The 18,756-nt window shown below is 68.6% G+C and carries 12 protein-coding genes; 7 read left to right on the forward strand and 5 right to left on the reverse strand.

Features of this window, described 5'->3' with window-relative positions; all coding sequences use genetic code 11:
* Nucleotides 1-74: 74 nt before the first annotated feature.
* The gene (locus LFM09_RS21605; RefSeq protein WP_414098325.1) at nucleotides 75-3,080 is read left to right on the forward strand and encodes an amidohydrolase family protein; all 3,006 of its coding nucleotides are present in this window, start codon (nucleotides 75-77) and stop codon (nucleotides 3,078-3,080) included.
* 4 nt (nucleotides 3,081-3,084) lie between these two features.
* On the opposite strand, the gene LFM09_RS21610 is transcribed toward LFM09_RS21605, so the two are convergent.
* Together LFM09_RS21610 and LFM09_RS21615 are read right to left on the reverse strand one after the other, a co-directional pair.
* Nucleotides 3,085-3,930 (reverse strand): toll/interleukin-1 receptor domain-containing protein, encoded by an 846-nt coding sequence (locus LFM09_RS21610; protein WP_414098326.1) that lies wholly within the window; start codon nucleotides 3,928-3,930, stop codon nucleotides 3,085-3,087.
* A gap of 98 nt (nucleotides 3,931-4,028) precedes the next feature.
* Complete coding sequence (locus LFM09_RS21615) at nucleotides 4,029-4,730, reverse strand: TetR/AcrR family transcriptional regulator (RefSeq protein WP_414098327.1); 702 nt, start codon at nucleotides 4,728-4,730, stop codon at nucleotides 4,029-4,031.
* A gap of 101 nt (nucleotides 4,731-4,831) precedes the next feature.
* Here LFM09_RS21615 and LFM09_RS21620 point away from each other — a divergent pair, with 101 nt between their 5' ends.
* Both LFM09_RS21620 and LFM09_RS21625 read left to right on the forward strand, forming a co-directional pair.
* Nucleotides 4,832-5,311, forward strand: a complete 480-nt coding sequence (locus tag LFM09_RS21620) for a DUF1097 domain-containing protein (protein ID WP_414098328.1) — start codon at nucleotides 4,832-4,834, stop codon at nucleotides 5,309-5,311.
* A gap of 12 nt (nucleotides 5,312-5,323) precedes the next feature.
* On the forward strand, nucleotides 5,324-6,262 hold the full coding sequence (locus LFM09_RS21625) for a phosphotransferase (protein ID WP_414098329.1): 939 nt from the start codon (nucleotides 5,324-5,326) through the stop codon (nucleotides 6,260-6,262).
* Here LFM09_RS21625 and LFM09_RS21630 read toward each other — a convergent pair.
* The 3 genes from LFM09_RS21630 to metH all read right to left on the reverse strand — a co-directional run bounded on the left by LFM09_RS21630 (nucleotide 6,253) and on the right by metH (nucleotide 12,920).
* On the reverse strand, nucleotides 6,253-8,175 hold the full coding sequence (locus LFM09_RS21630) for a putative bifunctional diguanylate cyclase/phosphodiesterase (RefSeq protein ID WP_414098330.1): 1,923 nt from the start codon (nucleotides 8,173-8,175) through the stop codon (nucleotides 6,253-6,255). The two genes, LFM09_RS21625 and LFM09_RS21630, sit on opposite strands and share 10 nt — an antisense overlap.
* Nucleotides 8,172-9,206, reverse strand: a complete 1,035-nt coding sequence (locus LFM09_RS21635) for a sugar ABC transporter substrate-binding protein (protein WP_414098331.1) — start codon at nucleotides 9,204-9,206, stop codon at nucleotides 8,172-8,174. The genes LFM09_RS21630 and LFM09_RS21635 overlap by 4 nt, the downstream gene beginning before the upstream one ends.
* 141 nt (nucleotides 9,207-9,347) lie before the next feature.
* A complete protein-coding gene (metH, locus tag LFM09_RS21640; protein WP_414098332.1) occupies nucleotides 9,348-12,920 on the reverse strand; it encodes a methionine synthase in 3,573 nt (1,190 codons plus the stop codon).
* A 159-nt stretch (nucleotides 12,921-13,079) separates the two neighbouring features.
* Here metH and LFM09_RS21645 point away from each other — a divergent pair, with 159 nt between their 5' ends.
* The 4 genes from LFM09_RS21645 (at nucleotide 13,080) to LFM09_RS21660 (ending at nucleotide 18,755) form a co-directional block, all read left to right on the forward strand.
* Nucleotides 13,080-13,910: a patatin-like phospholipase family protein gene (locus LFM09_RS21645; RefSeq protein WP_414098333.1), complete on the forward strand. Its 831-nt coding sequence runs from the start codon at nucleotides 13,080-13,082 to the stop codon at nucleotides 13,908-13,910.
* A gap of 148 nt (nucleotides 13,911-14,058) precedes the next feature.
* The gene (locus tag LFM09_RS21650; RefSeq protein WP_414098334.1) at nucleotides 14,059-15,744 is read left to right on the forward strand and encodes a glycosyl hydrolase family 8; all 1,686 of its coding nucleotides are present in this window, start codon (nucleotides 14,059-14,061) and stop codon (nucleotides 15,742-15,744) included.
* A gap of 23 nt (nucleotides 15,745-15,767) precedes the next feature.
* Nucleotides 15,768-17,417, forward strand: coding sequence for a HEAT repeat domain-containing protein (locus LFM09_RS21655; protein WP_414098335.1), 1,650 nt, complete (start codon nucleotides 15,768-15,770; stop codon nucleotides 17,415-17,417).
* 42 nt (nucleotides 17,418-17,459) lie between these two features.
* Complete coding sequence (locus tag LFM09_RS21660) at nucleotides 17,460-18,755, forward strand: serine hydrolase domain-containing protein (protein WP_414098336.1); 1,296 nt, start codon at nucleotides 17,460-17,462, stop codon at nucleotides 18,753-18,755.
* Nucleotide 18,756: the final 1 nt, after the last annotated feature.

An 18,756-nucleotide genomic window follows, 5' to 3' on the forward strand; every position in this document is an offset into this window, starting at 1 on the left:
ATGGCCGATGTGCGCGGCTTGAGCGGTGGCAGGGTGGATCTCCTAGGGGATCAACGCCGGGGGAGTGCCACGCCATGGATCTGTCACGCCGCGAACTGCTGACACGCACCGGGCAGGCGGCCGCCGTCGCCACCGCCGCGTCCACGTTGACCATCGGTACCGCACAAGCAGGTGCCGATGGCGTGAAGCTGACGCAGGGCACCAACATCTCGGTGTCGCGGTCGAAAGACGGCAAGTGGCTCGCGATCGACCTCGTCACCGCGATCTGGGTGCTGCCGGCGACGGGCGGCCGGGCGCGGAAACTGACCGACGAGCTGCAGGACGCCACGTTGCCGAGCTTCGGGCCGGGTGACCAGATCGCGTTCCAGTCCTATCGAGACGGCAACTACCACCTGTACGTCACCAGCCTGAACGGTGGCATCAAGCAGCTGACACAAGGCAGGTACGACCACCGCGAGCCCGCTTTCTCGCCGGACGGCACGAAGATCGCGTTCGTCAGCGACCGCGCCGGCAGCTACGGCGTGCACGTGCTGGACGTGAAGTCCGGCGCGATCACGCAGCTCACCGGGGTGCCGGACGAGGCCGCGGCGCCGCAGTGGTCCAAGGACGGCAAGCGGATCATCTTCGCGGTCGGCAACAACGCGATCGACGTCGTGACACTGGACGGCAAGCGGGAGCGACTGGTCACGGCGCCCGCGGGGTTCCAGCTGTTCGGGGCCGCGTTCGGGCCCGGCGACCAGCCCAGCTACACGCGAAGCCGACCCGGCCAGGCCGACCTGATGCTCGGCACGACGGCGGTCACCAGCAACGAGGACGTCTTCGGGTTCGCGCCGATCTGGGACGGCGACAGCGTTCTCTACACCGCGGACGGCAAGATCAAGCTCCGCACCGGAACGTCTACAAAGGACATCCCGTTCGAGGTCGCGGTCCCGGTGCGCACGAAGAGGCGGCAGCCCCGCACCAGGAACCTCACCGGCGGCCCGGTCAAGGGGATTGCGAGCCCGGTGGTGTCACCGGACGGCACGAAGATCGCGTTCCGCGCGCTGAACGCCGTCTACCTGCTGAGCAACGGCAAGGCCACGAAGCTCACCGACGGCAAGTACTTCGACTCCGACCCGGACTTCTCGCCGGACGGGACCAGGCTGGTCTACGCGAGCGACCGCAGCGGTGTCGCGCAGCTGTGGGTGCGCGACCTGAAAACGGGGGAGGACAAGGCTTTCGCGCCGGCACCACACGCGCAGACCGCGCCGCGGTTCTCGCCGGACGGCACCAAGGTCGCCTACCTCGACCACGACGGTCAGGTCTGGATCGCGGACCAGCAGAGCCGCCGTCAGCTCACGCCCACGCTGTTCCAGCCAGGCCGGCCGACCTGGTCGAAGGACGGCAACACGGTCGCGCTGGCCGCGGTGAAGCCGTTCTCGCGCCGGTTCCGCGAGGGCACCAGCCAGATCCTGAGCATCGACCTGACCACCGGCGAGCTCAAGTACGCGGAACCGATGCCGTTCCGGTCGATCGCCACGCGCGGCGACGACGGCCCCGTCTGGTCGCCGGACGGCAAGCACATCGCGTTCGTCGTGGAGAGCGTCGCCTGGGTCGTACGGGTCGACGCCAAGGGCACGCCTCAGGGCGAACCGGGCCAGGTCACGCGCGAGGTCACGGACTCGTTGGCGTGGCACGGAAACGACGCGCTCGTGTACCTGAACAACGGCCGGATCCGGAAGTCCACTCTGGACGGCAAGGTCACCACGATCCGGCACGACCTCACCTGGCGCCGGCCGAAAGCCCCGGCCAGCAAGGTGATCCGCGTCGGCGCCTACTGGGACGGCGAGGCGCACGAGCTCAAGCACAACGTCGACATCGTCCTGGAGAACGGCAAGATCAAGGAGATCCGGCCGCACAAAGGCAAAGCCGACGTCGACGCGAGCAAGCTCACCGCCATCCCCGGCCTGATCGACGCCCACAACCACTGGCACCTGCGCGGCCGCCAGTGGGGCGCCCGCCAGGGCCTGGTGTGGCTGGCGTACGGCATCACGACCGTCCGCTCGCCCGGCGACCCGGTCTACCAGATGGTCGAGACCCGCGAGGCGCTCGCGTCGGGAGTCCTCACCGGGCCCCGGTTCTACGCCACCGGCGAGGCCGTCGACGGCTCCCGCGTCTACTACAACTTCATGCGCCCGACGCTCTCCAAAGCCCAGCTCGACCTGGAGCTCCGCCGCGCGAACGAGCTCGGCTACGACATGATCAAGACCTACGTGCGTCTGCCCGTCGAACTGCAGAAAGCCGCCGTGCAACGGTCGAAGGTCCCGCTGTCGTCGCACTACCTCTACCCGGCCGCCAACATCGGCATGGACGGCATGGAGCACGTCGGCGCCACCAACCGCCTCGGCTACTCCCACACGATCACTCGCCAGGGCCGCGCCTACCAGGACGTGGTCGCGCTCTTCACCAGCTCCGGCATGTCGATGACGCCCACCCTGTTCCAGTCGCGCGCCCTGTACGACAAGGACAAGTCGCTCGCCACCGACGAACGCACCCGCGTGCTGTACCCGCCGTGGGAGTACGAGCGCAACCTCGCCGACGCCAACAACCAGGGCACCCCGGCCGGCACGTCGTCACGCGCGCTCCTGCAGGGCTGGGTCGAGTTCGCCCTGAAGGTCCACCGCGGCGGCGGCTTCGTCATCTGCGGCACCGACGCACCGCTCGACAGCCCGGCCACCGCCACGCACATGAACCTGCGCGCACTGGTCGAATACGGCTTCACGCCACGGGAAGCGCTCATCACCGCGACCCGCAACCCGGCGAAGTGGCTCGGCCTGCCGCTCGGCACGATCAAACCCGGTGCGCCGGCCGACATCGCGTTCGTCGAGGGCAACCCCTTGGCGGACATCAAGACCGCCGCGAACGTGAAGCTGGTCGCGGTCGGCGGACAGGTCCACAACATCCCGGACCTGCTTGCGCCGTACCAGAACCAGCCGCAGCTCCTCGCGACCGCCGCCGCGCTCGAACCGTTCCCGTCCGCGGAGAACAAGCACTGGTGGCACGAGCCGGAGTGGGCCGAGCGCGTCTGCTGCGACCACTGAACCGTCAGGAGCAAACGTAAGCGCCCACCGCTGTGTCGAAGTAGCACACAGGCTCGGTGGGCATCATCAGCCAGATCAACACGATCAGCGCGATGAAGGCCGCGCCGATCCAGGCGAGCACCTTGACGGTGGTGGACGTTCCGGTGGCAGGCCGCGCGACCGGCGGACCGGCCATCGCGAGCTGCTGGGGTGGAGGCTGCGGGATCGGGCCGCGCACAAGATGTTCGTGTGCGCGGCGCGATGCCGACTCGTAGAGGTCGGTGCGGCGGCAGAACATCTCCAGCAGTTCGCGGGCGGCCCGGCGCTCCTCGGAGTCCTCCGCCTGCGTCCCGCGACCCAGCTGCTCGACGATGCTCAGCTGGTCGTCCATGGTCAGCGTCGGACGGGCGATCCGATCACGTAGACCGTTCAGATAGGACAGTGGAACGGGCGGCGGCGGGGGAAGCGGGTGCGGCAACTGTTGCGCCGGCTGGATTGTCGCCGCCGCGCGCGCGAAGGCGTACGCGGAAGCCTCGCTGGCCTGCACGTAGTCGACGATCTGCAGCGGCGCGAGCTCTGAAGGCAAAACGTGGTGCGGCACCGGTGCCACCATCACGGGTACCAGGTGCTTGCCGAGCAGGGTCGCGTACTGCCGTTCGAGCAGACACGCCTGCGAGGCGAGGAATGCGGGCGAGATCAGCAACAGCAGGGCGTCGCTCTCGCGGATCCGGTTGAGGATCTCGTCCCACCAGGCCTGACCGCCGTGCAGGCCGGAGTCGGACCAGGGGGCGTGCCCCAGATCCAGCAGTCGCTGCTTCAGGTGTTCCGCTTGTGGGCGGTCTTCCTGGGCATATGAGATGAATACCCGCACGGCGCCTCCCAAGCGCGCGGTGACACTTGGGTATCTGCGCCCGGCAGAAGAGCGTTACGGCAGCCGATTCCATTGCTGTGCAAAGCAATTCCACCTCATCACGACACGCCTCCCGTGGCGAGCGTGTCGAGCCATTCGAGCATCAACGCGGTCTCCGCCTTGCCCAGCGCGGTGCGACGAGTCCTGAGAAGCGCCGCCAGTTGAACCGAGGCGGTGAGCAGACTCGCTTCGTCCGTCGACGGGGCCGCGGCGTCCGGATCCGGCGTGAGCAGCCTCGCGTGGACCGCGTCGCGCACCTGCGTCGAGAGCGTCGGGTCGGCGTAGGTCTCGGGCTGCGTGACGATGCTCAGCGCGACACCGACGTTCGCGGACATGACGATCTGCGCGGCCGTCTCCGGGTCGATGCGCAGCCGACCGGCCTCGGCACAGCGTTCGAGGACCTGCCGCAGGAGCAGCAACGCCTCCTTCGCGGCATCGGGCACCGCGTCGAACGAAGGCGAGAACATCATCCGGTACACCGTCGGGTGCGCCCTGGCGAAGCCGACGTGCGTGTCCCACCCGCTGCGCAGGTCGGCCACCGGGTCGGCCGACGGCAGGGCTTCCCGCTTCGTGGCCAGGTAGCGGTCGAACCCGTAGTCGACCACGGCGCTGAGCAGCCCGTTCTTGTCCCCGAAGAGCCGGTAGAGCACGGGCGCGCCGACTCCGGCGGCCGCACACACGGCCCTGGTGGAGATGTCGCGGTCCGGGGAGGTGTCGAGCAGCTCCTCCGCGGCCTCCAAGATGCGCGTTCTCGTGTCCATGACGGTGAGTATAGCGCTGTTAACAGGATGAGGTAGCGCTGATAACGCAGCGGTGTTATCGTCGCTACCAAGAGTTGTTAGCAACGTTACGGAGGAATCGGATGAGCCCCACCGTCAAGACCGCGGCACCTGTTCGCATCACGATCGCGGCCGCTTGCGTCGCCGCCGTCGCCTCGTTCGCGGTCGCTCTGGGCGGACTGCCGGTGTGGGCGCTGTTCGTCGGATGGGTCGCCTGGCTGCTCCGGCCGGGCTCGGGGCTGCGCTCGCTGGCGTGCGTGGGGGCCGGGCTGGTGCTCGCCATCGCCGCGCAGTCGTCGATCGGGCTGTTGTCGCCACTCGTCGGGGTGGTCGCGATCCCGCTCACCGTGTTCGCGGTCGGCGTGATCGTCGTCGGCCTGCGGTCCCATTCGGTGCTCGGCAACCCGTCGGCCTGGTTCCTCGGGCTCGTGTCGTCCTTCGCCCTGCACGCCGAGAACGCGGTGGAAGGGTTCGTCACGCTGGTGCCCGCGATGGCGGTCGGCGCGGTCGCGGCCGTGGTCAGCAAGCGCGTAAATGATCTGCGGATCATCGGCGGGTCGTGACACGATCGTGCCATGACAGTCTTCGCGACCCCTGAACAGATCGCCCAACGCACCAACGCGGCCAAGGAAGCCGCTGTGGCAGCAGGTCGCGAGCTCGGCCTTGAGATCACCGAGGGCAAGGTGCTCTACGAACTGTTCTCAGTCGTGGTGCACCTTGCCCCGTCGCCGGTCGTGGCCCGGATCCCGACCGTCCTGCCGCACACCACCACGCTCGAGGACCTGGCCAAACGCCAGCAGCAGGAACTGGACGTGGCGCAGTGGCTGCACGAGCAGGGCACCCCGGTCATCGCGCCGAGCCCGCTCGTACCGCGCAAGCCCGTGCAGAAGGACGGCTTCTCGATCACGTTCTGGCCGTTCACCGACGAGGACAAGAGCCAGGAACCGGACTACGTCAGGAACTCCGAGCTCACCGCCGACCTGCACAAGGCCCTGCGCGACTACCCCGGCGAGCTGGCGTTCATGGGCTCGGCGGAACCGCGGTTCGTCCGCGAAGGCCTCGCCAGGCTCGAAGCCCAGCCCGACCTCGTCGACCCGGCCGACCTCGCCAGGGCCAAGCAGGAGTGGGAGGTCCTGGAACCGCTCGTCAGCGACGAGACCGCGTTCCGCACCAGGTTCCCCGGCATCGACCTGCAGCCCGTCCACGGCGACTCACCGCCCGCGAACATCTTCGCGGGCACCGACGGTCCGTTGTTCAGCGACTTCGAGCTGATCACGTTCGGCCCCGTCGAGTGGGACCTGGCCGCGCTCGGCCCAGAGCTCGAAGCGGCCTACAACCGCGGCGCCGACAAGAACGGCCTGAGGCACCTCGACGAGAACGTCCTGAAGTTCGTCAACGCCGTCGGTGCCATCAGGGTCATCGCGTACCTTTCGTGCGCGGACCAGTTGCCCGCCATGGTCGAGTTCATGAAGCCGTTCATCAACCAGTGGCGGGACAACCAGCCCTACGCGTGAGCCGCAGCCCGATCTCCTAGCCAGGCAACGATTTCCTCGGCGGGCAACGGCTCGCTGAGGAAGTACCCCTGCACGACGTCGCACCCGGCCTCGGCCAGCGCGGTCCAGGTGTCCTGGTCCTCCACACCCTCGGCAACGGCCTGCAGCCCGAAGTTGCGGGCCAGCGCCACCAGGGCGTGCACGATCGCGCTGTCGCCGGCGTCGGTGCACATGTGCGTGACGAACGACCGGTCGAGCTTCATCTCGTGCACCCGCATGCTGCGCAGGTACGAGATCGACGAGTAGCCGGTGCCGAAGTCGTCGATGGACAGTCGCACGCCGAGCTCGGTCAAGCCCCGCAACACCTCCACCGCGCGGTCCGGGTCCGAGATGATCGCGGACTCGGTGATCTCCAGCGTCAGCAACCGCGCCGGCAGGCCGTGGCGCTTGATCAACGACGCCACGTCGCCCGGGAACTCGGTGTGGTGCAGGCAGGCCGCGCCCACGTTCACCGAGACCGGCACCTCCCAGCCCGCGTCGGACCACGCCCGGCACTGCCGCAGAGCAGCGTCGATGACGTACCGGGTCAACGGCTCGATGAGGCCGTTCTCCTCGGCGACCGGGATGAACTCGTCCGGCCGCACCAGCCCGCGCGTCGGGTGCTGCCAGCGCGCCAACGCCTCGACACCGCACACCGCGCCCGTGTCGGCCAACGCCTTGGGCTGGTAGTGCAGGAACAGCTCGCCGCGGTCGATCGCGTGCCGCAGCTCGGTCACCGCGGTCAGCTGCGAGGCACCGCGTTCGTGCAGGCGGGCGTCGTAAACGGCCACCCCGGACTTGTCGCGCTTGGCCGCGTACATCGCGATGTCCGCGTGCCGCAGCAGTTCGTGGCCGTCGATGGAGTCGTCCGGGCACAGCGCCACACCGATGCTGCCCGCGATCTCCAGCTCCAGACCCTCCAGCGTGACCGGCATGGCCAGCGCGGTCAGGATCTTCTCGGCGACCATGCGGGCGTTCTCGGCCGAGCCGACACCGGGCAGCAGCACCGCGAACTCGTCGCCGCCCAGGCGGGCCACCAGATCGGTGTCGCGCACCGCCCACGACAACCTGTTGGCCACCTGGCGCAGCAGCAGGTCGCCGGTGTGGTGCCCGAGCGAGTCGTTGACCTCCTTGAAGCGGTCGAGGTCCACGATCAGCAACGCCAGCGGCTCGTGCTTCTTCGACGACTTGACGACGGCCTGTTCCATCCGCCGCGCGAGCAGCGTCCGGTTCGCCAGACCCGTCAGGGCGTCGTGGTGCGCCTCGTGCTCGTTCTTCGCGGCCTGGCGCAGGATCTTGCGGCGGTGTCCCAGCAGGACCATGCCGAACAGTCCCACCAGGAACGCGTCCAGCACGAACGCCATGATCTGCGCGACCCGCAGGCTCGCGTTCTTCTCGTCGGCCGCGCGCAGGTACTCGGTGGTGTCGAGCCGCTTGGCGCCGATCGTCGAGGAGATCTGGCGGCGCAACGACGAGTGCGCCAGGTCCGCCTGGCCGGCCTGCAGCTGGTCGCCGTTGTCGATCACCTTGCGGAGCATGTCCGTGGTCTGGTCGTACAGCGGCAACAACTTCGTCGCGTCTTCGACGTCCTCGGGCTGGCCCTGCGTGCGCAGCCACTCCAGCTCACCGCGCGCGGAACCGACCGAGTTCTGCAACGGCTCGATCGTCTGCTCGGTGCGCGCGACCTGCAGGTCCCGCAACGCGTTGTCGGCGACGTTGATGTGCTCCAGCACGCGGCTCCACCGCTCGCTGGAGTCGTTGAGCGCCCGCACGTGCGCGGTCGTGGCCTGCGCGCTGATGCTGCTCCACAGCGCCAGTCCGGCCAGGACCAGCAGCCCTGCCGTCAGCCCCACCGTCGCCACCCGTGCGGTCGCGCGGCCTTCCCAAAGCCTCACCGTGCCTGCTCCAACGGTCGCACCCAGCTCGTCGGATCTTCGACGAAGCTGTCGATCTGCGGCTGGAAGAACTCCCTGCGCGCCTTTTCGGACTCCTGCCGGTGCAGGATCGAGTCCAGGTTCCCGGTGGTCACCGTCAGCCCCGGCGTCTCGATCCAGCCTTCCGGCAGCGCCGCCACACCTGTCGCGTGGCGTGCGAGCAACCAGCCTGCCACGGCGCCCTTGAGGTAGTGCTCAGGTGAGATCGTCGCCACCATCGCGCCGTCCCGCACCGCCTGCAACGTTCTCGGGTCGACCCCGAAACCGCCCACCAGCCACCTCGCCGCCTTCTCGGTCCTGATCGCCGCGAGGTTCACCCCGTCGCAGTCTCCGGTCCCAACGAACGCGAGGGCGTCCGGGTTCGCGGCAACGAGCCGGCGCCACGCGTCACGATTGGCTTCGTCGTCGCGTTGCGTGTCGAACGGCCCCAGCACGAGTACTCCCGGTAACTTCTCGGCGAATCGCCCCCGAATGCCGTCGGCCCGGTCGTCAAAGCCGGCGAGTCCCGGCGCGGTGTTTCCCAGCACCACAGTCCCGGTCGCGTCCGAGGGCAATCGGCGCATCAACTCGTCAGCCAGCTTTTCGCCGAGTTCGTAGTTGTCGTTACCGATGTGAAGTTTTACGCCGGAACTCGCGGTGAGTCGCATGTCCACACCGACCACGGCGACGTGTTGACTCAGCGCATCACCGATGGACGGTGCCATCAGCGCCGGTTCGGACGTGGCGACGGCGATTCCGCCTTTCGCGGCGAGCGTCAAATCCCGGAACAACTCGACTTCCTTGTGCCCGTCCTGCCCCGGAGGTCCGGTCACGGTCGCGCTGACGCCACCGATGCGGCCGACGCCCTCGTGGAACCCGCTGGTCATCTCCTGCGCGAAGGACCCACCGGTGCGCTTGACGACGAAACCGACGTGCGGCAGCGCTTCCGTCCCGGCGGCACCACCGCACCCGGATAACAGCACCAGACCCAGCACCAGCGCCGCAGCTCGCATGGATGACCTCGGGCTCGCTCGACCGACGGGTGAATGATCTCTTCGGAGCGGCCGATGCTACATCGCACGGTGCCAAATAGGGATAACGCACCCCAATACCGGGAAGCGCTTTCACGTTCCGGAACTTGTCAGGCCGGACTGTCAGGCCGGTTCGTATCCCAGGTTGGGGCGCAACCACTGTTCGACCTCGGCCAGCGGCTTGCCGTACCGGCGCGCGTAGTCCTCGACCTGGTCACGCCCGAGGCGCCCGACGGTGAAGTACTTCGCCTCCGGGTGCTGGAAGATCAGGCCGCTCACGCTCGCCGCCGGGTTCATCGCGAACGACTCGGTGAGGCTCACCCCGAGTTCCTCCGCGCCCAGCAGGTCGAACAGCTCGCGCTTCACCGTGTGGTCCGGGCAGGCGGGGTAGCCGAGCGCGGGCCGGATGCCGCGGAACTTCTCGGCGTGCAGGTCCGCCATGTCCGGTTGCGCGTCCGGCTCGAACCAGTCGCGGCGCGCCCGCAGGTGGATCCACTCGGCGAACGCCTCGGCGAGCCGGTCGGCCAGCGCTTTCACCATGATGGCGCGGTAGTCGTCGTTGCGGGCCTCGTAGTGCGCGGCCAGCTTCTCCGCGCCGAGGATCGTGACCGCGAAGCCGCCGAGGTGGTCGCCTTCCGGGGCCACGTAGTCGGACAGGCTGCGGTTCGGGCGCGACAGGGGCTTCTGCGTCTGCTGGCGCAGCATCGGGATCCGCACCCCGTTGTCCAGCAGGATGTCGTCGCCGTCGGAATGCGCGGGCCAGTAGCCGTAGACGCCCTTTGCCTCAAAGGAGTCGTTGGCGATGATTTCGTCGAGCAACGTGGTCGCGTCGTCGTAGAGTTCGCGCGCCACCGGCTGCTCGAGGATCGCCGGGAACTTGCCCTTGAGTTCCCAGGCCAGGAACAGGAACGTCCAGTCGATGAACTCGTGCAGTTCGCTCAGAGTCGGCGTCATGACGCGGGTTCCGGTGAATGCCGGCGTCGGCAATTCCGTGAAATCGACCTTTTCCGCGTTTGCGCGAGCGGCTTCGAGGCTGAGCAACGCCACCTGCTTGCGGTTCTCGTGCTGTTCGCGCAGCCGGGCCTGCTCCAAGCGGTTCGCGATGTTCAGCTCGTGCCCGCGCCGGTCGTCCAGCAGGTCGGACACCACGCCGACGACGCGCGACGCGTCGAGGACGTGGACGACCGGCTCGTCGTAGACCGGGGCGATCTTCACGGCGGTGTGCTGGCGGGACGTGGTGGCGCCGCCGATCAGCAACGGCAGCTTCATGCCGCGCCGCTGCATCTCCTCGGCGACCGAGACCATCTCGTCCAGCGACGGCGTGATCAGTCCGGACAGGCCGATGACGTCGGCGTGCTCCTTGATCGCGGTGTCGAGGATCTTCGCCGCGGGGACCATCACCCCGAGGTCGATCACCTCGTAGTTGTTGCAGCCCAGCACGACGCCGACGATGTTCTTGCCGATGTCGTGCACGTCGCCCTTGACCGTGGCGAGCACGACCTTGCCGTTGCCGCCGGCCGTCGCCTTGGGCTCGGCGTCCATGAACGGCTCCAGGTACGCGACCGCGCGCTTCATCACGCGGGCGCTCTTCACCACCTGGGGCAGGAACATCTTGCCCGCGCCGAACAGGTCGCCGACGACCTTCATGCCGTCCATCAGCGGGCCCTCGATCACGTCGAGCGGCCGCTGGGCCTGCTGCCGGGCCTCCTCGGTGTCCTCTTCGATGAAGTCGACGACACCGTGCAGGATCGCGTGCTCCAGGCGCTTGGCCACGGTGGCCTCGCGCCAGGAGAGGTCCACGACGCGCTTCTGGCCGGGGCCCTTGACGGTGTCCGCGTGCGTCACGAGCCGGTCGGTCGCGTCCTCACGGCGGTTGAAGATGACGTCCTCGACCAGTTCCAGCAGCTCCGGCTGGATGTCCTGGTAGACGACGAGCTGGCCGGCGTTGACGATGCCCATGTCCAGACCGGCCTTGACGGCGTGGAACAGGAACGCGGAGTGCATGGCCTCGCGGACGACGTCGTTGCCGCGGAAGGAGAACGACAGGTTCGAGATGCCGCCGCTGGTGCGGGCGCCCGGACATCGCTGCTTGATCAGCGGCAACGCGTCGATGAAGTTCTTGGCGTACCCGTTGTGCTCCTCGATGCCGGTGGCGACCGCGAGCACGTTCGGGTCGAAGATGATGTCCTCAGCCGGGAAACCGAGCTTCTGGGTCAGCAGGTCGTACGCGCGGCCGCAGATCTCGACCTTGCGTTCGGTCGTGTCGGCCTGGCCCTGCTCGTCGAACGCCATCACGACGACGCCGGCGCCGTAGTCGCGGATCGTGCGCGCCTGGGCGAGGAACGGCTCCTCGCCCTCCTTGAGGCTGATCGAGTTCACGACGCCCTTGCCCTGCACGCACTTCAGGCCCGCCTGCAGCACGCCCCAGCGGGAGCTGTCGATCATCACCGGGATGCGGGCGATCTCCGGCTCGGTCGCGATGAGGTTCAGGAACGTCGTCATCGCCTGCTCGCCGTCGAGCAGGTCGGCGTCCATGTTGACGTCCAGCAGGTTCGCGCCGCCGCGCACCTGGTCCAGCGCCACCGCGAGGGCGGCCTGGTGGTCGTCGGCCTCGATCAGCCGGCGGAACTTCGCCGAGCCGGTGACGTTGGTGCGCTCACCGATCATCACGAAGCCGGTGTCCGCGCCGATCTCGAACGTCTCCAGGCCGCTGAACCTGGTGGTGTTGCGCGGCTTCACGACCTCGCGCGGGGTCTTGTCCCTGACGGCTTCGGCGATGGCCTTGATGTGCGACGGAGAGGTGCCGCAGCACCCGCCGACGACGTTGACGATGCCCTTGCCGGCGAAGTCCTGCAGCAGCGCCGCGGTCTGGTCCGGCGTCTCGTCGTAGCCGCCGAACGCGTTGGGCAGTCCGGCGTTCGGGTGGCACGCCACGTAGGTGTCCGCGAGCCGCGCGAGGTCCGTGACGTGCGGGCGCATCTCCTCGACGCCCAGCGAACAGTTCACGCCCACGACCAGCGGTTTCGCGTGCTCGATCGAGTTCCAGAACGCCTCGACGGTCTGGCCCGACAGCGTGCGGCCGGACAGGTCGACGATCGTCACCGAGATCCACAGCGGCAGGTCCGGCGCGACCTCGCGGGCGGCGGTGATGGCGGCCTTGCAGTTGAGCGTGTCGAAGATCGTCTCGATGAGCAGCAGGTCGACGCCGCCTTCGGCCAGCGCCGAGATCTGGTCCACATAGGTGGCCTTGACCTGCTCGAACGTGACGGCGCGATACGCGGGGTCCTCGACCTTGGGAGAGAGGCTCAGCGTCACGTTGAGCGGCCCGACGGAGCCGGCGACGAAGCGGCCGCCGAACTCGTCCGCGGCCTGGCGGGCGAGCCGGGCGCCCGCGATGTTCATGTCGCGCACCCGGTGCTCGAGGCCGTAGTCGGCCTGGCCGATGGTGGTCGCGGTGAACGTGTTCGTGGTCGTGATGTCCGCGCCCGCCGCGAGGTACTGCCGGTGCACGTCGAGCACCAGGTCCGGGCGGGTTAGGTTGAGCAGGTCCGGGTCTCCGGCCACGTCCAGGTGGTGGTCGCCGAACTCGGTGCCGTAGTAGTCGGCGGGGGAGAGTTTGGCCTGCTGGAACATCGTGCCCCAGGCGCCGTCGAGCACGGCGATCCGCTGGTTCAGCAGTGACTGGAGATCACCCATGCGCGCTCCCGAAATGTCGGAAGCGCCCTTGTTTCGGTGGTGCAAGGCCGAGCGTGGCAGGCGTCGAACGGCCCGTTGCAGCGCTTCTCGGCTTCGCCGTAAAGGCTACCAAGGTCGACCATGGACCAGGAACTCGTCTCACTCCATAGGATGGGCGGCATGGCTGGAGAGCGGGCGTTGGTCCTGGGTGGCGGCGGTGTCACCGGAATCGCTTGGGAGACAGGGATTTTGCACGGGCTCGCACTTGAGGGTGTCGACCTGACAGATGCGGACCTGTTCGTCGGGACGTCGGCCGGGTCGGTGGTGGCCACGCAGTTGGCGGGCGGTGCCTCGTTGAGTGACCTGTACGAGGGCCAGCTGTTGCCGCCCGATGGGGAGATCCCGGCGCGGCTGACCAACTGGATGGTCCTCAGGTATGCGCTCTCCTACGTGATGCCGGGGACCGCCGCGGCCAAACGCGCGCGGCTGGGTCGTGCCGCGTTGAAGGCCCGGACGCCTTCCGAAGCGTCTCGATTGGCCGTGTTCGAGCATCGGCTGTCCATTGAGGACTGGCCTGCGCGGGCGTTGAAGGTGACCGCTGTGGACACCGCGGACGGGAAGTTCGTGGCCTTCGACCGGGACAGCGGGGTGCCGCTGGTGAAGGCGGTGGCGTCGAGCTGCGCGGTGCCGCTGGTGTGGCCGCCGGTCACGATCAACGGCCGCCGGTACATGGACGGCGGGATGCGGTCCGCGGCCAACGTGGATCTCGCCGCCGGGTACTCGAAGGTCGTGGTCGTGGCGCCGTTGACGCGGGCGGCGAGCCCGGCGGCGACTCCTGGCGCGCAGGCCGCCCGGCTCGGGGTGCCGTCGATCGTGGTGAGCCCGGACAAGGCCGCGCTGGCCGCGATCGGGTCGAACCTGCTGGACCCGGCCCGGCGCCGGCCGGCCGCCGAGGCGGGGCTGGCGCAGGCCGCGTCGGTGGCTGAGGCCGTCCGCGAGGTCTGGAACTGATTGATCACTGTCCGATCGAGCAACATCCGGCCGCTGTAACCGTTTTCGTGGGTGGTAGAGGTCTGCACCTCTTGTCCAGGGGGTGTGACCTGCTTACCGTCGCCGAACTCGCATTGGAAGCTTTGTTAACCAATTGCTGGAGGCGGTCGTGGGCGGCAGACGTTGGGCGTTAGGGGCAGCCGGGCTCGTGCTCGGTCTGCTCGCGGCAGGGACGATCAGTGCATCGGCGGCGGATCCACTGGTCTCCCGCGGCAAGGCGGCGACCGCCTCCTCGATCGAGGGGGCCGGCTTCGAGGCGGGCAAGGCGGTCGACGGCAACACGTCGTCGCGCTGGGCCTCCGCGGAAGGGCACGACCCGGAGTGGCTGCGGGTCGACCTGGGCTCGGCGCACACGATCAGCCGGGTCCGGTTGAACTGGGAGGCCGCGTACGCGAGGTCGTACCGCGTGCAGACGTCCGCCGACGGTTCGGCGTGGACCGACGTGTACTCGACGGCTGCCGGTGACGGTGGAGTCGACGACTTGACGCTCTCCGGCTCCGGCCGGTACGTGCGGGTCTACGGCACGGCGCGCGGAACGGCGTGGGGATACTCGCTGTGGGAGTTCGAGGTCTACGGCGTGGGTGGCGGCACACCGCCGACCACCACGACGACGACGACCACGACCACTCCGCCTGTTCCTGGGCTCGGTTACCCGTTCGGCAGCCGGAAGCAGCCTTACGCGGCCGGGATCCTCCGTCCGTCCGGCGGCACGTCCACTTTGGACGCCGCTGTCGTGGACTACTACCAGCGCTGGAAGTCAGCCTTCCTGCGGCACAACTGCAACAGCGCGTGGTCCCAGGTGCTCGCGGCCGACGCCGACCACACCTACGTCGCCGAGGCACAGGGCTACGGCATGGTGATCGTCGCGACGATGGCCGGCGTCGACCCGGACGCGCGCAGGATCTTCGACGGCTTCGTGAAGTGGCGCAACGACCACCCGTCGGTCATCGACTCCGACCTGATGGCGTCCGAGCAGAACGACGACTGCGTCAGCGTCAACGGCAGCGACTCCGCGACGGACGGCGACATGGACGTCGCGTACGGCCTGCTGCTCGCCGACCGCCAGTGGGGCAGCTCCGGCACCCACAACTACAAGCAGATCGCGATCAGGCACATCAACGCGATCAAGCGCAGCCTGGTCAACCCGTCGACGAACCTGCTGCGCCCCGGCGACTGGGCCAACTCGTCGGACCCGCGCTACTACGTGACCCGGTCGTCGGACTGGATGGCCGACCACTTCCGCGCGTTCCGCAAGGCCACCGGCGACTCGGCGTGGGACACCATCCGCAACGCCCACCAGAACCTGATGACCACGATGCAGCAGAACTTCGCGCCCTCCACGGGTCTGCTGCCCGACTTCGTGGAGCGGACGAACTCGACGCCGCGCCCACCGGCCGGGAAGGTGCTGGAGGACGAGCTGGGCGACGGCAAGTACTGGTGGAACGCCTGCCGGGTGCCGTGGCGGATCGGTGCGGACGCGGCGACCGGCGGTGACTCCAAGTCCCTCATCGCCGCGCGCAAGCTCAACACGTGGGCTCGGTCCAAGTTCGGCGGCAACCCCGGGAACATCCGCGTCGGCTACCAGCTCAACGGCACGCAGCTGTCCAGCGACGTGTCGGCGGCGTTCTTCGCGCCGTTCGCGGTGGCGGCCACGACGGATCCCGGCAGCCAGGCCTGGCTGGACTCGTTGTGGAACAAGATGGTGCAGACGCCGATCGGGAGCGACGACTACTTCGCGTCGAGCATCCAGCTGCAGGTGATGATCACGGTGACCGGAAACCACTGGGTGCCGTGACCTGACTCGGGTTCAATGGCTTGATGGGGATCGCGAAGGCACGCCGGATCGCTCGGCGGGCACACCAGGGGCAGCTCACTCGAACCAGCGAGTTGTTCACGGACTACCTGGAGCGGGTCGCCCGCATCGTCGAGGAACGTGACGGCGGGTGGGCGGCTGTTCAGGCGGCGTGGCTGCACGCGGTTCCCGGTACCGGAGTGGACCTGACCCGCCAGGGGATTCCCTGGCGGGTTCTCCGCGCGGTGGAGGCGTTGCAGCCGGATCCGGGCTGGTCGAAGCCCACGCCCGCGAAGGTGCATCTCGTGCCGGACGCGGCGCTGGTGAACGAAGCGCTGGCGGCCGGCGAGGTCGTAGATCCGCCGGAGAGCTCGTGGCAACCGGTCGTCCTGATGGACGCGGGCATGCTGCCTCAGTTGCTCGCCGACTACCGAGAGCGGCCAGGACACGAGACCAAGTGGGCGATCGACGATCTCTTTGCCAGGCCGATCAACTTGAACACACCGGCGGTGGCGGAGCTGGCCGAACAGTGGTGGGACTCCGAGGACGACTGGGAGAACCGCATCGCCGTGCTGGCCGCTCGCAGAGCCGGGCTTCTCGACCGGGAACGCTTGCTGCGCAAGGTTCTCGACGGCCCCGAGGGTTCCTCCGTCGCCGCGATCGAGTCGCTCAGCGGTGAGGCGTCGGCGGAAGAGATCGAGGTTCTGCGCACGGTCGTGCTCAGGCCCGAGGAGCGCTGGGCTCGTCTCGCCGCGAGGGCCAGGCTGACCGCTATCGGCGGGCCGGACGCGGAAGCTGCCTTGCAGGAGTGGGCTTTCAGCCCGTGGGACGTGCCGTGGCGCAACGACCGGGCGTGGTTGCACCGGAATGCGGCGGACGTGGTGCCGCGGTTGATCGAAGCGCTGCCTGACCCGACGTGGTGGTACGAAGCTCCGTTCGCGCTGGGCGAGTTGCGGGTCGTCGAGGCGGTGGGCCCGTTGAGCGAGGCCGCGCAGAACGCTGAGTTTCCGCACCACCACATCGAGGCGCTGGGCAAGATCGGCTCCGCTGATGCGGTTCCGGCACTGGTCAGGTTGCTCGGGCACAGCAGTGCGGACGTGCGGGCCTACGTGCTGTGGGCGCTGGACCGGATCGGGGGTGCCGAGGTCGTCGATGCGGTGATCATGGCGTGTGACGACCCGGATGTGATGGTGCGAGACCGGGCGGCACGCGTGCTGGTCCGGCACGGCGACGAACGTGCCGTGACGCCGCTGATCCGCCTTTGCGACACCCGGCACGCCGGAGGGGCAGCACACGCGTTGGGGCGCATCGGTGATCCCCGCGCGGTGCCGACGCTCTGGCACCTGTTCTTCCGTCACGACCGCAAGGCGGTTCGTTACGCGGCCGGGCGTGCGTTGGCCCGCATCGACAATCCAGGGCACTGGTGTCCTTCGGACGATCCGCGGATCCTGCGCGCCTACGTGTGGTTGCACGGCCACAAGCCGGATTGGAATCGGCAGAGCCTGGAGCACTGGACCAAGCACACCGACGCGCTGGTCCGGGCCCGTGCCGCGGAGGCTTACGGGCGCCTGCGTGATCCCGCTGGTGTCGAGCACGTGCGGCCGCTGCTCGCCGACCTCGATCCGCGCGTCAGGAAGGCTGCCGAGGTCGCCATGACCCAGATCACTCGGAGTTGAAGGTTGACCTTGACCCAGGGTCAAGGTTCGAGAGTTCCTCTCATGAACAACGACTTCATCGCGGAGACCGCCCGCCACTTCGACATCCCCGGCGCCGCCGTCGGCGTCTTCCACGACGGCGAGGAGCACCTCTTCTGCCACGGCGTGACCAGTACCGAGAACCCGTTGCCCGTCAACGAGGACACGCTGTTCCTGCTCGGTTCGGTGACCAAGACCTACACCGCGACCGCGATCATGCGGCTCGTCCAGGACGGCCGGGTCTCGCTGGACGCGCCGGTGAGCACCTACGTGCCGGAGCTGAAGCTGGCCGACGACCGCGAGTTCACCGTGCGGCAGCTGCTCAACCACACGTCCGGGCTCGACTGGGGCACGCTCGTCGACACCGGTGAGGGTGACGACGCGCTGGCCCGGCACGTCGCCGAGCTCGCGACGTTGAAGCTGATCGGTGAGGTCGGTGAGCGGCCCTCCTACAGCCAGTCCGGGTACAACCTGGCCGGGCGGATCATCGAGAACGCCACCGGGCAGACCTACGAGCAGGCGATGACGGCGTTGCTGCTCGAACCGCTCGGGCTGGGCAACACGCACTTCGACCGGGACGCGGTGATGACGCGGCGGTTCGCGGTCGGGCACGAGAAGGGCGAGATCGCGCGGCCGTGGCGGCACTGGCGGGCCAACAACCCTGGCGGTGGCATCGCGGCGTCGGTGAAGGATCTGCTGGCGTGGGCGCGTTTTCACCTGGCGAGCGACGATCTCGGCGAGATGCGGAAGCCCACGGCGGTGTTGCGCGGCAGCAACCTCGGGGACGCGATCGGGGTCGGCTGGTTCCTGCGCGACATCGACGGGGTGCAGGCGATCGGGCACGGCGGCTCGTCCAACGGGCAGTTCGCCGAGCTGCTGATCGTTCCGGAGAGGAACTTCGCGGTCGTGTCGATCGCTAACCAGGGGCCCGACGGGATTCCGTTCAACCAGGCGATGGTCCGCCGTGCGCTGGAGCACTACGTCGGTGTGCTGGACCGTGATCCGGAGCCGTTGCCGTACAACGCTTCGGCGGCTGCTGAGGTCGCGGGCGAGTACGACAACGACGCGATGGTGATGACCATCGACGACACCGGCGCCGGGCTGGTGCTGGAGGTGCTGATCCGGTCCGAGATCCGGGAGTCGGCGGAGATGGAGCTGCCGGCCGACCACGCGCCGTTCCCGATGGGACTGCTGCCGCGCGACGAGTACGTGATCACCGAGGGCGCCTTCACCGGGCAGCGCGGGTTCTTCACGCGCGACTCCGACGGCGTGATCATCGGGGTCGATCTCGCGGGACGGATGTTCGGCCGGGTGGGATGAT

Origin of the sequence: Lentzea alba (assembly GCF_047445655.1) — a bacterium.
In the GTDB taxonomy this organism is placed as follows: domain Bacteria; phylum Actinomycetota; class Actinomycetes; order Mycobacteriales; family Pseudonocardiaceae; genus Lentzea; species Lentzea alba_A.